Here is a 15,320-nt window from a genome sequence, read left to right as displayed (position 1 = left end):
GACAGGTCGGGGCCGGTGACGATCGAGAATCTTCATCCCGACGCGATCGACCGGCAGGGCTTGCCCTTTACGAAGCTGGCCGCACGCCTGCTCTGGACGCCCGAGCGGGTGCGCGCCGAAGACCTGATCCTGCGGCTGGCGGGAGCCGGGCGGGTCACCGGCGACGTGGATTGGCGGCCGGGGGGACGAGGTACTTCGCCAGGGGAGGGCGCGGACGAGGCGGCAACGGCGCCCCCCGCGGCCGACCCGCTCGGCCGCTTGAGCGCCACGCTGCAGCTGGCGGGCGTTGAGCTGCAGCGCCTGGACGGACGTCTGCCTCCCTCGGTGCTGGTCGGCCGGCTGAACGCCGACGGCGACCGCGAGCGCCAGAGCGCGGAGCTCGATTTGCGCGTCAAGGACATGCGCATGCGTGCCCAGGCGGTGCTGACCGCGCAGGGGGAGACCGGGGTGCGCAGCCTCGCCGCAAGCGGCGACGTGGCGTCATTCGATCCCCGCTTCTTCATCGCCGACGCTCCCGAGGCGAAGCTGAATCTGGATTTCCGCCTCGCTGCGACGCTGGGCGACATAGCCCGCTACGAGACCGCCGTCGACCTGCAGCAGGGTCAACTGCGCGGAAAGGTGGTGCGCGGGAAGCTGCGTGCGGTCGTCGAAGGGGCACGCCTCGCCGTTGGGGAACTGGATGTGGATCTCGCCGGCAACCGCGTGCGCGCGCGCGGCGCCTGGGGCGCACCGCGGGACGTGCTGAAGGTGGATGTGGATGCGCCGGCGCTCGCGGCGCTCGATGCGCGGCTCGGCGGGCGGCTGACGTTCGCGGGAAGCCTGTCCGGGGGCGCGGCACAGCCGGCCGGCAGCGTGAAGTTCGCGGCCGAGGCGCTGCGCCTGCCGGGCGACGTCCGCATTGCGTCGGCCGACGGCGAGGGGCTGCTCGCGGCGGGGGCGGACGGTGAGGTCCGGCTGGTGATGGGGCTGCGGGGAATGAAGTCCGTCGCCCGCGACGCGCAAAAGCCGCCGACCGGCGGGCGCGCCGCCGATGAGCCGGACTGGGTGACGGAGGCGAGCCTGCGGATCGGCGGGACCCGGCGGGCGCATGCCGTCGATGTCGTCGCCACCGGCCTGGGGGGCGACAGCCTGCGCCTGCGACTGGAAGGCGGGCTCGCCGGCGACGCGCCGGATATGCGCACGGCGGACGGCACCGGGGACGGCAGCGCGGCATGGCGCGGACGTCTGGCGACACTGGAAACGGGCGGCCGCTGGCCCACGCGCCTGACCGCGTCTGCGCCGCTGGAACTCGGACCGCAGCGCGTGCTGCTGGGCGCGGCGGCGCTCGATGCCGGCGAACGCGGGCGCATCCGCCTGGACGAGACCAGCTGGTCGCCACAGCGCATCGTCGCGCGCGGTTCCCTGACCGGTCTCACCTTCGGCTTGGTGGCGCGTCCCGACGGACGTCCGCGCCGCGGGCCGGGTCCGCTGGTGCTCGGGGCGGAATGGAACCTGACGCTGGGCGAAGTGGCGCAGGGTTCGGCGCGCGTCTTTCGCGAGGCGGGCGACCTGACCGTGACCGGCGAGATCCCGGCGCGCCTGGGACTGGAGCATCTGGAGGCGCGTCTCGGGGCCCACGACAACCGCCTCGCGCTGGCGCTGGAGGCGCGCGGCAGCGAGCTGGGCGAACTGGCCGGCTCCGCGACCGCACAGGCGGAGCGCACGCCGGGCGGCGGCTGGCGTCTCGCGCCCGATGCGGCGCTGCTCGGCTCGGCACACCTGGCGATGCCGTCGGTGGCCTGGGTCGGGCGGCTGATGCAGGAGAACGTCGTCACCGGCGGCAGCCTCGGTGCGAGCCTGGCGCTCGCCGGCACGCCGGCCGAACCGCGGGCGAGCGGTACGATCACGGGGCGGGAGCTGTCGCTGGCGCTGGTGGATCAGGGCCTGCACCTGTCGGGCGGGGATCTGCAGGCGGAGTTCGATCGCGACCGGCTGCGGCTCGCACGCCTCGAATTCGTATCGCCCAACCGGGTGCGTCCGCGCGACCCCCGTCCGCCGGTGGCGCGGCTCACGGCCACGCCGGGGCGTCTCAGCGCGAGCGGCGAGATCGCGCTGGACAGCGGCAAGGGCCAATTCGTCTTCGACGCCGAGCGCCTGCCGATCCTGCAGCGCGGCGACCGCTGGCTGATCCTGTCCGGCGTCGGCGCGGCCAACAGCACGTGGACGCACGTGGACCTTGCGGCAAATCTGAGCGCCGATGCCGGCTACATCGAGCTGGCCGATACGCCCGCGCCGAGCCTCTCGGACGACGTCGTGATCCTCGGCCGGGAACCGCGCACCAGCGGCGGCGGGCTGCGGGTCGCGGCCGACGTCGCGGTGGCGCTGGGGGATCACTTCTACCTGTCGGCGCTGGGGGTCGATACGCGCCTGACCGGGGGGCTGCGCCTGCGCCTGCGCGATGGTGTGCCGCCGAGCGCGATCGGCACGATCGCGACGGCCGGCGGAACCTACCGCGGCTACGGCCAGTTGCTGGCGATCGAGCGGGGGCGGATCAACTTCCAGGGCGCGCCCGACAACCCCGGCCTGAACGTCGTCGCGCTGCGCAAGGGCCTGGCGGTCGAGGCGGGCATCGAGATCGTCGGCAGTGCGCGGCGTCCCCGCATCCGGCTGGTGTCGGAGCCGAACGTGCCCGACCCCGAGAAGCTGTCGTGGATCGTGCTCGGGCGTGCGCCGAGCGCGGGCGGCGGCGGGGATATGGGCCTGCTGCTGCCGGCGGCGCAAGCCCTGTTGGGCGGCGCGGGCGGCGGCATGACCGAGCAGCTGTCGCGCAGCCTCGGCTTCGATGAATTGTCGATCGGGCAGGGAGAAGTTGGCGGTGTCACCCGAACTGCCACCAGCCGCGTTGTCGGAGAAGGTACCATCGTAAGCGGTGGCGACAACGTCGGCGGGCAGGTCCTGACGCTGGGCAAGCGGCTGTCGTCGGACCTCGTCCTGTCCTTCGAGCAGAGCCTGGGCGGGGCCGAAAGCCTCGTCAAGCTGACTTACCAGCTCAGTCGCAGGGTGTCGCTGGTGGCGCGCGGCGGGAGCGACAACGCGGCCGATATCTATTACACGATCTCGTTCGAATAACGGGAATCGCGGCCCGACGATGCTGTCTTAATCGCGGGCATCCACGGAGACACATGCATGACGAAGAACGACGCACCCGCAGCATGCGAGACCGCCATTCTCGCGGGGGGATGTTTTTGGTGCCTCGAAGCAGTGTTCAAGGAGGTCAACGGCGTGGAGTCGGTGACTTCGGGCTACATCGGCGGGCGTGTCGAGGCGCCCACCTACCGGCAAGTCTGCGACGGCGGCACCGGCCACGCCGAGGCGGTGCAGATCGTCTTCGACCCGGCGGTGGTGAGCTATCGCGACCTGCTGGAGATCTTCTTCGTCATCCATGACCCCACGAGCCTGAACCGCCAGGGCAACGACATCGGCACGCAGTACCGCTCCGCGATCTTTGCGGTGAGCGACGAGCAGCTGCACACGGCGCTGGATCTCATCGAGCACATGGGGGAGGCGCGCGTCTATCCGAGCGCGATCGTCACCAAGGTCGAGCGTGCGGACACCTTCTGGCCCGCCGAGCCCTATCACCACGACTACTACGCGAACAACTCGGACCAGCCCTACTGCCAGTACATCGTCGCGCCGAAGATCTCCAAGTTCCGCGAGAAGTTCGCCAGCCGGCGTCGGCGGGGCGGTTAGAATCGCGGTTTTAACCCCGCAGGAGAGTTCCGATGTCCCAAAACACCACCGCCAGCGGCCTCATCATCGAGGATCTGGAAGTCGGCAACGGCGCCACCGCCGCCGCGGGCAAGCGCGTGTCGGTGCATTACACCGGCTGGCTGACCGACGGCCGCAAGTTCGATTCGAGCAAGGACCGCAACGACCCGTTCGACTTCCCGCTGGGCGCCGGTCACGTGATCCGCGGCTGGGACGAAGGCGTGCAGGGCATGCAGGAAGGCGGCAAGCGCAAGCTGACGATCCCGCCCGAGCTGGGCTACGGCGCGCGCGGTGCGGGCGGCGTGATTCCCCCGAACGCGACGCTGGTGTTCGAGGTCGAGCTGCTGAAGGTTTTCTGATCACATAGAACGACAAGGGGCCACGCATAGGCCCCGGTGTCGCGCCGCCGGGCATCCGGGCGGCGCGCCGCCACGGGCGCCGGTTCGCCCGTCACGACAACAAGAGGGGAGACATGAAACTCGATCCGGTACAGCGGCGCATCCTCGCGTTGCTGCAGAAGGACTCGACGATCAGCACGCAGAATCTCGCCGAGAAGGTGGGGCTTTCATCGTCGCCGTGCTGGCGGCGGGTGCGCGAGCTGGAAGAGGCGGGCCTGATCCGCGGCTACGTCGCCCTGCTCGACCGCAGGAAGCTCGGGCTGGAGACCTGCGTGTGGGTGCGCGTGAAGCTGAAGAAGCACAGCGCCGAAGTGCTCGACCGCTTCGAGCAGGCGGTGAAGGGCTGCGACGAAGTCATCGAGTGCTACGAGCTCCTCGGCGAGACGGACTGCCTGCTGAAGCTCTACCTGCCCAACCTCGAGGCGCTGTCGTCCTTCATGCACAACTTCCTGCTGAAGATCCCGGAAGTGGACGTGACGAACTCGAGCGTCGCACTGCGCGAGATCAAGAACGAGACGGCGTTGCCGCTGTAGGGCGGGCAACGCCGTCGGCGTGACGGCGGACCGACTCAGGCCGCGGCCAGCTCCTCGATGTCTTCGCCCAGGTAGGCGCTGCGCACCTTCGGGTCGTCGAGCAGCGCCTTGCCGGTGCCTTCCAGCGTGACCCGGCCGCCTTCCATCACGTAGGCGCGTTCCGACACTTCGAGCGCGAGGTTGGCGTTCTGCTCGACCAGCAGCACGCCCATGCCTTCGCGCGTGATCGAGTGGATCACCTCGAAGATCTTCTCGACCACCAGCGGCGCGAGGCCCATCGACGGTTCGTCGAGCAGCAGCACCTGCGGGCGTGACAGCAGTGCGCGGCCGATCGCGACCATCTGCTGTTCGCCGCCCGACAGCGTGCCGGCGACCTGGTTCAAGCGTTCCTTCACGCGCGGCAACAGCGCGAACACCTTCTCCATGTCGGCGGCGATGCCGTCCGTGTCGCGGCGCGTGTAGGCGCCGGTCTGCAGGTTTTCCGCGACGGTCAGGCGCGTGAAGATACCGCGGCCTTCCGGCACGAGGGCGAGGCCCTTGCGCAGACGCAGGTGCGAGGGCAGCTTGCCGATCTCCTGCCCGGCGTACAGGATGTCGCCGCCGTTGTGCGGCACGACGCCGGCCAGCGTGTTGAGCGTCGTCGTCTTGCCGGCGCCGTTGGCGCCGATCAGCGAAACCAGCTCGCCCTTGCGCAGGGTGAGGTCGATGCCCTTGACGGCCTGGATGCCGCCGTAGGCGACCTTGAGGCCGCGGACTTCGAGGATGGGGGACTGGTTGGAAACGGAGTTCTCAGTGGGCACGGTGGCCTCCCAGATAGGCGCGGATGACGTCGGGGTCACGCTGGACCTCGGCCGGGGTGCCTTCGGCGATCTTCTTGCCGAAGTCGAGGACGGCGACGCGGTCGCACAGTCCCATGATGAGTTTCACGTCGTGCTCGATCAGCAGCACCGTGATGCCGTCCTTGCGGATCGTCTCGACGAGCGTGCGCAAGCCGGCGGTCTCGGTCGCGTTCATGCCCGCGGCCGGTTCGTCGAGCGCGAGGAGTTGCGGCTCGGTCGCGAGTGCGCGGGCGATCTCCAGCCGGCGCTGGTCGCCGTAGGAGAGGTTCCTCGCAACGGTGTCGGCGTGGCGGCCGATGCCGACGTAGTCGAGGATCTCCAGCGCGCGCTCCTGCATCAGGCGCTCTTCCTCGCGCGCGGCGCGGCTTTGCGTGAGGATGCCCCACACCCCCGCGGACGAGCGGATGTGGTGGCCGGCCATCACGTTCTCCAGTGCGGTGAGTTCGCGGAACAGGCGGATGTTCTGGAAGGTGCGCGCGATGCCGTGCTGCACGACGAGGTGCGGCTTGGCCGAGGGCAGTTCCGATCCGTTCATGACGAACTCGCCGCCGTCGATGGCGTAGGCGCCGGTCAGCACGTTGAAGAAGGTGGTCTTGCCGGCGCCGTTCGGGCCGATGAGGCCGTACACTTCGCCCTTGCGGATCGTCAGCGACACGTCGGTGAGCGCCTTCAGGCCGCCGAAGCGCTTATTGACGGCACGGGATTCGAGCAGCGTGATCATGCGTTCCTCCGGTCACGGTGGGCATAGCGGGTACGGGCGGGGAGCAGGCCGGCGGGGCGGACGAGCATCATCACGATCATCGCCAGCGACAGCAGCAGCATGCGCAGCACTTCGGGGTCGAGCAGGGTCTTGCCGAAGAGGGCCATCTGCATCGGCACGGCAAAGTGACGGAGCAACTCGGGCAGCGCGGTGAGCATGATTGCGCCGACGACGACCCCGGCGAGGTTGCCCATGCCGCCGAGCACGATCATCGTCAGCACCACGATCGACTCCATCAGGCTGAAGCTCTCTGGGCTGACGAAGCCCTGGAAGGCCGCGAACAGGCCGCCCGAGACACCGCCGAAGGTCGCACCCAGCGCGAACGCGAGCAGCTTCATCATGCGTGTGTCGATGCCGATCGCCTTGGCGGCGAGCTCGTCGTCGCGGATCGCGGCCCAGGCGCGGCCGATGCGCGAGATCTGCAGGCGGCGCACGAGGATGATCGCGAACACCACGCAGGCGAGGAAGGCGTAGTAGTACAGCAGCAGCGACGAGATCTGGAAGCCGAACAGGTCGAGGTCGCGCGACAGGTCGAGCCCGGCGATCGTCAGCGGGTCGATCGAGTCGATGCCCTGCGGGCCGTTGGTGATGTTGATCGGCTGGTTCAGGTTGTTCATGAAGATGCGGATGATCTCGCCGAAGCCCAGCGTCACGATCGCGAGGTAGTCGCCGCGCAATCGCAGGGTCGGGAAGCCCAGCGCGATGCCCGCGAGCGCCGCGAAGGCCGCGCCCAATGGCAGCACGATCCAGAACGGCAGGTGGATGCCGAAGTGCGGGGAGGCGAGGAAGGCCCAGGTGTAGGCGCCGACCGCGTAGAACGCGATGTAGCCGAGGTCGAGCAGGCCGGCGAAGCCGACGACGAGGTTGAGGCCGATCGCGAGCAACACGTACAGCAGCGCGAAGTCGAGCACACGCACCCAGCTCTTGCCCATGGCGAGGGCGACAAGGGGCGCCGCGAGCGCGAGCAGGATGACGAGCGGGCGCTGGATGCGGCGGTCGAGCGCGAAGCTCGCCGGCAGCGGGAGGGTCGAGGAAGTCGTGGTCATGTCTGTCTTTCCTGTGCGGGTCAGGCGCGGTCGGCGACGCGTTCGCCGAGCAGGCCGGACGGGCGGAAGATCAGGACGGCGCCGAGGATCACGAAGGCGAAGATGTCCTGGTAGCTCGAGTTGAGGAAGCCGAAGGTCAGGTGCTCGATGTAGCCGGCGCCGAAGCTCTCGACGAGTCCCAGCACGAGTCCGCCGACCATCGCGCCCGGCAGGTTGCCGATGCCGCCCAGCACCGCCGCGGTGAAGGCCTTCAAGCCCGGCGTGAAGCCCATCGCGTAGTGTGCGATCGCGTAGTTCGAGGCGAACAGCACGCCGGCGAGCGCGGCGAGGCCCGAGCCGATGATGAAGGTCGCGGCGATCACGCCGTTGGCGTTGATGCCCATCAGGCCGGCGACGCGGTGGTTCTCGGCGGTGGCGCGCATCGCGCGGCCCAGGCGGCTCTTGTTCACCAGCAGCATCAGTCCGCCCATCAGTGCGAACGCGACGACGATGGTGAAGATCTGCAGCGGCGACACGACGACGCCCGCCATCGGCTCCATCGGGGTCGTCGACACGAGCTGCGGGAAGACGTGGAACTCGCGGCCCCAGATGATCATCGCCAGCGTCTGCAGCAGGAAGGACACGCCGATCGCGGTGATCAGCGGCGCGAGGCGCGGCGCGTTGCGCAGGCGGCGGTAGCCGATGCGCTCGATCAGGTAGCCCACGGCCATGCACACCGGTACGGCGACGGCCACGCCGGCGAGCAGCAGGATTACCGGATGCAGTCCGGGGACCGCGGCGTTGAGAAGGGTCACGGTCTGCAGCGCGACCAGCGCGCCGACCATCAGCAGGTCGCCATGGGCGAAGTTGATCAAGCCCAGGATGCCATAGACCATTGTGTAGCCCAGCGCGACGAGCGCATAGATGCTGCCCGACACCAGGCCATTCAGTGTTTGTTGCAGGAAGGTTTCCATCGATTCACCCTTGGTGTTGTGCACACCCCGACGACAGCTGCCGCCGGATTGCCGGACGAGCGCCGCCGCCGTGTCCGCCGTCGGGCGGCGGACACAGGGCGAGCGTCGTTTTCTGGGGGAGGGGTGCGCCGACCGCGGAACTGCCGGCCGGCGCGAGGAGAACTGTTACTGGATGGTCTGCAGCGGCGCCCACTTGCCGGCGTCGAAGTTGTAGACGGTGATCGCACCGCCCTTGATGTCGCCCTTGTCGTCGAACGCGACCGGGCCGGTGACGCCCTGGTAGGCGAGGCTGCGCAGCGCGGGCTGGTACTTGGCCGGCTCGACCGAGTTGGCCGCCTTCATCGCCTCGATGACCGACATCATCGCGTCGTAGGCGTAGGGGGCATAGACGTGGATGTCGTTGCCGAAGCGCTGCTTGAACTGGGTGCGGAAGGTCGCGCCGCCGGGCATCTTGTCGAGCGGGATGCCGGCCTGGGTGCAGAAGGTGGTCGCCGACAGCGCGTCGCCGGCCATCTTGATCATCTCGCCGGTGCAGCCGCCGTCGCCGGTCATTAGCTTGGCGGTCATGCCGAGCTGCTTCATCTGGCGCGCGAGCGGCGCGGCCTGGGCGTCCATGCCGCCGTAGAACACCGCGTCGGGGTTCATGGCCTTGATCTTGGTGAGGATCGCCATGAAGTCGGTCGCCTTGTCGTTGGTGAATTCACGCCCGGCGATCTGCCCGCCGGAGCTCTTCACCGCGTTCGCGAAGGCGTCGGCGAGGCCCTGGCCGTAGGCGGTGCGGTCGTCGATCACGGCGATCTTCCTCGCCTTGAGCTGATCGACCGCGTACTTGCCCAGCGCGTTGCCTTGTTGCAGGTCATTGGCGATGACGCGGAAGGTCATCTTGTAGCCCTGCTGGGTCAGCTTGGGGCTGGTCGAGGACGGGGTGATCACCGGGATGCCGGCCTGCTCGTAGATGCGGGAGGCGGGGATCGAGGCGCCGGAGGTGACGTGTCCGACCACGCCCTTCACGCCGGAATCGGTCAGGCGCTGCGCGACGGTGGTCGCGGTGCGCGGGTCGGCCTGGTCGTCCTCGCTGACGAGCTCGAACTTGACCGTGTCGCCACCGATCTTGATGCCCTTCGCGTTGGCGTCCTCGATCGCGAGGCGCGCGCCGTTCTCGCCGTCCTTGCCGAAAGCCGCGGCCGGTCCGGTCAGCGGGCCGGCGTGGCCGATGCGCACGACGACTTCCTTGGCGTGGACGGCGCCGGCGGCGAGGCTGGCGGCAGCGAGGGCGAAAATCAGTTTGTTCTGCTTCATGGGTGTCTCCTCCTTGTGGGCGGTGCGCGGGTACTGCTGCACAGGTGTGGCGGAGACGAAGGGACACCGGCCGCTCGCGCGGCAACCGGTCGATCCACGATGGTTTGTCTCCTGCCTGTATTTTTTTCGCAGCCGTTCGTGGGGCGGTTGCGAGGTGATGAATGGTACGGAGGGCAGTGCGGAATTGTTTTGCGGCTTTTGCGGGATACACGGATGCCGGGAGGAAAATTCTTCCGCCTGCGGCGGGGTTTTGGCGGCATTCGTGCCGAAAGCGTGTGGCGCAGTGCAACAAGCATCCATTCGAGACGGCCATTTCCCCGCCCGAGAGTTCCTGTCGGCACAGCGCTCCGGTAGCATCGCGGACCCATCCCGCGGATACTTGTTTCATGGACCAACCCGCCCGCGCCTGCGGTATCGACTTCGGCACCTCCAACTCCACGGTCGGCTGGGTACGCCCGGGCGCGGCGACCCTGCTCGCGCTCGAAGACGGCAAGCCGACGCTGCCTTCGGCGATCTTCTTCAACGCCGACGAGGAGACGACCGCGTTCGGCCGCGCCGCGCTGGCGGAGTATCTGGACGGCTATGAAGGCCGCCTGATGCGTGCGCTGAAGAGCCTGCTGGGCAGCAGCCTGATCGAGGGGCAGACCGAGGTGCAGGGGCGGGCGCTGCGTTTTCGCGACCTGCTCGCAAGCTTCATCGGCGAGCTGAAGTCGCGCGCCGAGGCGCAGGCCGGGCGCAGCTTCGACCAGGCGGTGTTCGGCCGTCCGGTGCGCTTCGTCGACGACGACGACGAGGCCGACCGCAAGGCGCAGCAGACGCTCGCCGAAATCGCTGCGCAGGTCGGTTTCCGCGACGTGAGCTTCCAGTTCGAGCCGATCGGCGCGGCGCTGCACTATGAACTGTCGCTCGCGCGCGAGGAGCTGGTGCTGATCGCCGACATCGGCGGCGGCACCGCGGACTTCTCGCTGGTGCGCCTGTCGCCCGAGCGTGCGCGCCGTTCGCACGACGAACACGACCGCCGCGAGGACCTGCTCGGCAATGGCGGCGTGCATATCGGCGGCACCGATTTCGACCGTGCGCTGAGCCTGGAATGCGTGATGCCGCTGCTGGGCTACCGCAGCCGCATGAAGAGCGGCGCCGAGTTTCCGTCCAGCATCTTCTTCCAGCTCGCGACCTGGCACACGATCAATTTTGCCTACACGCGACAGGCGTGGGCGGACCTGCAGAACGTCTATCGCGACGCCGCCGCGCGAGCGGAGCTAGACCGTCTCGCGAAGGTCATCAGCAATCGCGAGGGGCACTGGCTCGCGCTGCAGGTGGAGCAGGCGAAGATCGATCTGTCGGCGGCGCCGGCTGCCGTCATGGATCTGGGGCGTCTCGAAGCGGAACTCGGCCACACGATCACCGATGCCGACTTCGCACGCGCCACGCTGTCGCTGGTCGACCGCGTTGCGGCCTGCGTGCATTCGCTGCTCGACGAGGCCGGCGTGCGGCGCGAGCAGGTCGACACGATCTATTTTACTGGCGGCGGCAGCGCGGTGCCGCAGCTGCGCGCGCGCATCGCCGCCGAACTGCCGCAGGCGCGCAGCGTCGAGGGCGACCTGTACGGCAGCATCGGCGCCGGTCTCGCAGTGGAGGCAGCTCGCCGCTACGGTTGAGCGGGGGCAGGCTTGGAATAGTCCTTCGCACCGAGCGCAGGCGCCGGCCGCGCCGTGCCCCCGCGGCAAGCGCTCGCGGTACCTTGCGGGCTGCCTTGGCCAGCAGGGCGATTTTCGCGCTCGTGCACGCTGGCGAGGTGGGGATGCTGCGGTGCAATGCCCGCAATCCCGCTGATATTTCCGCAAATCGCGCATCGGGGGAAAATTTTTTCTTCGATGCCTGAATTCCCCCGCAACAAGAAAAAACTCCCCGACGCCATCTCCTTACGATGCTCACTCGCGTTCGATGCCGCGGACGCACACAACAGCAACCATACAGGAGACAACGTCGGCAGGCCGGATACGGGCGTCACGAGCGCCACGCGTCCAGAGGCTTGCGACGAATCACGCGCCATGTCGAATACCCATTCGAACACCCACTCCCCGCAGGCTCCCGCCCCCGTCGCGCTCGACGACAAATACACGCTCACCTCCGGCCGCGCCTACATGACCGGCATCCAGGCGCTGGTGCGCCTGCCGATCATGCAGCGGCTGCGCGACCAGGCCGCGGGGCTCAACACCGCCGGCTTCGTCACCGGCTACCGCGGCTCGCCGCTGGGCAACGTCGACCAGGAATTCTGGAAGGCGAAGAAATACCTCGAACCGCATCACGTCCGCTTCCAGCCCGGTCTCAACGAAGACCTCGCGGCGACCGCCGTGTGGGGCACGCAGCAGGTGAACCTCGACCCGAACGCGCTGTACGACGGCGTGTTCTCGATCTGGTACGGCAAGGGCCCCGGTGTCGACCGCACCGGCGACGTCTTCCGCCACGCCAACGCCGCGGGCACCTCGAAGCATGGTGGCGTGCTTGTGATCGCCGGCGATGACCACGGCGCCAAGAGCTCGACCCTACCGCACCAGACCGAGCACGTCTTCAAGGCCATGATGATGCCGGTGCTCGCTCCCGCCGGCATCCAGGACTACCTCGAATACGGCCTGCACGGCTTCGCGTTGTCGCGCTATTCGGGCTGCTGGGTCGCGTTCAAGGCGCTGACGGACACCGTCGAGACCTCGGCCTCGGTCGATATCGACCCGTTCAAGGTCGAGACGATCATCCCGACCGACTTCCCGATCCCGGCAGACGGCCTCAACCTGCGCTGGCCCGATCCCCCGCTGGTGCAGGAAAAGCGCCTGATGCACCACAAGCTGTACGCCGCGCTCGCCTACTGCCGCGCCAACAAACTCAACCAGACGGTGATCGACAGCCCGAACGCCAAGCTCGGCATCATCACCTCCGGCAAGAGCTACCTCGATGTACGCCAAGCCTTCGAAGACCTCGGCATCGACGACGCCACCGCCGCCGAGATCGGCATCCGCCTGTACAAGGTCGGCATGGTGTGGCCGCTCGAAGCCGAAGGCGTGCGCGAGTTTGCCGACGGCCTCGACGAGATCCTCGTGATCGAAGAGAAGCGCCAATTCCTCGAATACCAGCTGAAGGAAGAGCTCTACAACTGGAAGGAAAATGTCCGTCCGCGCGTCATCGGCAAGTTCGACGAGAAGGGCGAATGGGCGCTGCCCCACAGCGACTGGATGCTGCCCGCGGCCGGCGACCTCACCCCGGCGATGATCGCCCGCGTGATCGCCGCGCGCATCGCGCGCTTCTACACCTCGGACCGCATCAAGGCGCGCCTCGCCTTCTTCGATGCCAAGGAAGCCGCACTCGCCAAGCCGCGGCTGTCGATCCAGCGCGTTCCGCACTACTGTTCGGGCTGCCCGCACAACACCTCGACCAAGGTACCGGAAGGCTCGCGCGCGATCGCCGGCATCGGCTGCCACTACATGGCGACTTGGCTGTCGCCCGAGACGACGCAGACCTTCTGCCAGATGGGCGGCGAGGGCGTGCCCTGGGTCGGGCAGGCGCCCTTCACGAAGACGCCGCACGTCTTCGCCAACCTCGGCGACGGCACCTACATGCACTCGGGCATCCTCGCCATCCGCGCGGCGGTCGCGGCGAAGGTGAATATCACCTACAAGATCCTCTACAACGACGCCGTCGCGATGACCGGCGGCCAGCCGCACGACGGCACGCTGTCGGTGCCGATCATCGCGCGCCAGGTCCAGGCCGAAGGCGTCGGCAACATCATCGTCGTCAATGACGGACCGCGCGCCTACGGCCCGGCCGATCTGCCGCACGGTGTGCCGATCCGCCACCGCGACGAGCTCGACGCCGTGCAGCGCGAACTGCGCGAAGTGCCGGGCGTCACCGCGATCATCTACGACCAGACCTGCGCGGCCGAGAAGCGCCGCCGCAGGAAGCGCGGCAAGTTCCCGGATCCCGCGCAGCGCGTCGTCATCAACGACCTCGTCTGCGAAGGCTGCGGCGACTGCAGCGAGAAGTCGAACTGCATGTCGGTGGCGGCGGTCGAGACCGAGTTCGGCAGGAAGCGCACCATCGACCAGTCCTCGTGCAACAAGGACTTCTCGTGCGTGAAGGGCTTCTGCCCGAGCTTCGTGACGATCGAAGGCGGCAAACTGCGCAAGGGCAAGGCCGCGACGGCGGTCGCCGACGTGTTCGCGTCGCTGCCCGAGCCGACGCTGCCCTCGACCAACGCGCCGTGGGGCATCCTCATCACCGGCGTCGGCGGCACCGGCGTCGTGACGATCGGTGCGCTGCTCGGCATGGCCGCGCACCTCGAAGGCAAGGGCGTATCGATTCTCGACATGGCCGGCCTCGCGCAGAAGGGCGGGGCGGTGTGGTCGCACGTCAAGATCGCGAACCGGCCCGAGGACATCTTCGCCGCGCGCGTCGCCGCCGGTGAAGCCAACGTCGTCATCGGCTGCGACCTCGTCGTGTCGGCAAGCGACGAATCGCTCGCGAAGATGCGCACCGGCCACACCCGCGTCGTCATCAACCGCGACCAGACCAACACCAGCGAGTTCGTCCGCGGCTTTGCGGCGCAGGCGCGCACCGGCAATGTGGTCAAGCACCCGGACCCGCAGTTCCCGGCCGGCTCGATGGAAAGCCAGATCGTCGACGCGGTCGGCAACCAGAATGTCGAGTTCCTCGAGGCTTCGCGCCTCGCGACCGCAATCCTCGGTGACTCGATCGCGACCAACCTCTTCATGCTCGGCTTCGCCTGGCAGCGCGGCTTGGTCCCTCTGACGCGCGACGCGATCATGCGCGCGATCGAGCTCAACGGTGCCGCGATCGAGGCCAACAAGTCCGCCTTCCAGTGGGGCCGTCGCGCCGCGGTCGACCCGGAGGCCGTCGCCAAGGCCGCGAAGCCGCAGCACGGCACGCCGGAGCACCACAAGCTGTCGGCCTCGCTCGATGAAGTCATCGCCCGCCGCAAGGCCTTCCTCGCCGACTACCAGGACGCCGCCTACGCCGAGCGCTACGCGAAGCTCGTCGAGCGCGTGCGTGCCGCCGAAGCGAAGGTCCAGCCCGGCATGACGCTGCTGACGGAAGCGGTCGCACGCGGCTACCACAAGCTGCTCGCCTACAAGGACGAGTACGAAGTGGCGCGCCTGTACACCGACAGCGACTTCCTCAAGCGCGTCGAGGAGCAGTTCGAAGGCGACTACAAGCTCGTCTTCCACCTGGCGCCGCCCGCCTTCGCCGACAAGGATCCGCAGACCGGTCAGCTGCAGAAGAAGAAGTACGGCCCGTGGATGCTCAAGGCGATGCGCATGCTCGCGAAGATGAAGGGCCTGCGCGGCAGCGCGCTCGACCCCTTCGCGCGCACGCACGATCGCAAACTCGACCGCCAACTGATCGCCGACTACGAGCAAGTCGTCGAGGAGATCCTCGCCGGGCTCGAGAAGGCGAACTTCGAAACCGCCGTCGAACTCGCGAACCTGCCCGACCAGATCCGCGGCTTCGGCCACATCCGCGAGCGCTACCTGCGCAGCGCGCGGATGCGTGAAGCGGAACTCCTCGCGGCCTTCCGCCGCAGGGAGCGCCCGGCGGACGGCAACGGCGCCACGGTCCGCAAGACCATCGCGGTGATTCCGGGCTAAGGAAGCTTGTTAATGCTGCAAGCAATTACGTGATGTCAGGTTGAGTGATGCACGGCCGCCCCCTCCCCTTCAAGGGGAGGGTTGGGGT

Annotated in this window: 11 protein-coding genes; 6 read left to right on the top strand and 5 right to left on the bottom strand. The window is 68.4% G+C overall.

Annotated elements, in window-relative coordinates:
• From GPA27_RS25675 to GPA27_RS25660, 4 genes are all read left to right on the top strand, one after another.
• Positions 1 to 3,108: translocation/assembly module TamB domain-containing protein (locus tag GPA27_RS25675; protein ID WP_169143278.1), on the top strand; the 3,108-nt coding region annotated here is incomplete at its 5' end.
• A gap of 57 nt (positions 3,109 to 3,165) precedes the next feature.
• Positions 3,166 to 3,729, top strand: a complete 564-nt coding sequence (gene msrA / locus GPA27_RS25670) for a peptide-methionine (S)-S-oxide reductase MsrA (protein ID WP_169143277.1) — start codon at positions 3,166 to 3,168, stop codon at positions 3,727 to 3,729.
• 32 nt (positions 3,730 to 3,761) lie between these two features.
• Entirely contained in the window at positions 3,762 to 4,106 is a 345-nt protein-coding gene (locus tag GPA27_RS25665) for an FKBP-type peptidyl-prolyl cis-trans isomerase (RefSeq protein WP_169143276.1), read from the top strand.
• Between the two features lie 113 nt (positions 4,107 to 4,219).
• A complete protein-coding gene (locus tag GPA27_RS25660) occupies positions 4,220 to 4,678 on the top strand; it encodes an Lrp/AsnC family transcriptional regulator (RefSeq protein WP_169143275.1) in 459 nt (152 codons plus the stop codon).
• A 35-nt stretch (positions 4,679 to 4,713) separates the two neighbouring features.
• Here the strand turns inward: GPA27_RS25660 and GPA27_RS25655 are convergent, their stop codons facing one another.
• The 5 genes from GPA27_RS25655 to GPA27_RS25635 all read right to left on the bottom strand — a co-directional run bounded on the left by GPA27_RS25655 (position 4,714) and on the right by GPA27_RS25635 (position 9,575).
• Positions 4,714 to 5,478 carry an ABC transporter ATP-binding protein gene (locus GPA27_RS25655; protein ID WP_169143274.1) on the bottom strand — a complete coding sequence of 255 codons (765 nt, stop codon included), beginning with the start codon at positions 5,476 to 5,478 and terminating at the stop codon, positions 4,714 to 4,716.
• Positions 5,468 to 6,238 (bottom strand): ABC transporter ATP-binding protein, encoded by a 771-nt coding sequence (locus tag GPA27_RS25650; protein WP_169143273.1) that lies wholly within the window; start codon positions 6,236 to 6,238, stop codon positions 5,468 to 5,470. The genes GPA27_RS25655 and GPA27_RS25650 overlap by 11 nt, the downstream gene beginning before the upstream one ends.
• A complete protein-coding gene (locus GPA27_RS25645) occupies positions 6,235 to 7,323 on the bottom strand; it encodes an ABC transporter permease subunit (protein WP_169143272.1) in 1,089 nt (362 codons plus the stop codon). Before GPA27_RS25645 ends, GPA27_RS25650 begins: the two co-directional genes overlap by 4 nt.
• Positions 7,324 to 7,343: 20 nt before the next feature.
• Positions 7,344 to 8,276 carry a branched-chain amino acid ABC transporter permease gene (locus tag GPA27_RS25640; RefSeq protein WP_169143271.1) on the bottom strand — a complete coding sequence of 311 codons (933 nt, stop codon included), beginning with the start codon at positions 8,274 to 8,276 and terminating at the stop codon, positions 7,344 to 7,346.
• Positions 8,277 to 8,441: 165 nt separating this feature from the next.
• The gene (locus tag GPA27_RS25635) at positions 8,442 to 9,575 is read right to left on the bottom strand and encodes a branched-chain amino acid ABC transporter substrate-binding protein (protein WP_211165239.1); all 1,134 of its coding nucleotides are present in this window, start codon (positions 9,573 to 9,575) and stop codon (positions 8,442 to 8,444) included.
• A gap of 386 nt (positions 9,576 to 9,961) precedes the next feature.
• On the opposite strand from GPA27_RS25635, the gene GPA27_RS25630 reads away from it, so the two are divergent.
• Both GPA27_RS25630 and GPA27_RS25625 read left to right on the top strand, forming a co-directional pair.
• On the top strand, positions 9,962 to 11,233 hold the full coding sequence (locus GPA27_RS25630) for an Hsp70 family protein (RefSeq protein WP_169143270.1): 1,272 nt from the start codon (positions 9,962 to 9,964) through the stop codon (positions 11,231 to 11,233).
• Positions 11,234 to 11,626: 393 nt separating this feature from the next.
• Positions 11,627 to 15,232 carry an indolepyruvate ferredoxin oxidoreductase family protein gene (locus GPA27_RS25625; RefSeq protein WP_169143269.1) on the top strand — a complete coding sequence of 1,202 codons (3,606 nt, stop codon included), beginning with the start codon at positions 11,627 to 11,629 and terminating at the stop codon, positions 15,230 to 15,232.
• Positions 15,233 to 15,320: the final 88 nt, after the last annotated feature.

This window comes from Aromatoleum toluolicum (genome assembly GCF_012911005.2).
GTDB lineage: Bacteria > Pseudomonadota > Gammaproteobacteria > Burkholderiales > Rhodocyclaceae > Aromatoleum > Aromatoleum toluolicum.
The sequence above is the reverse complement of the archived record's forward strand: the minus strand, read 5'-3'. Positions and strand labels throughout refer to the sequence as shown.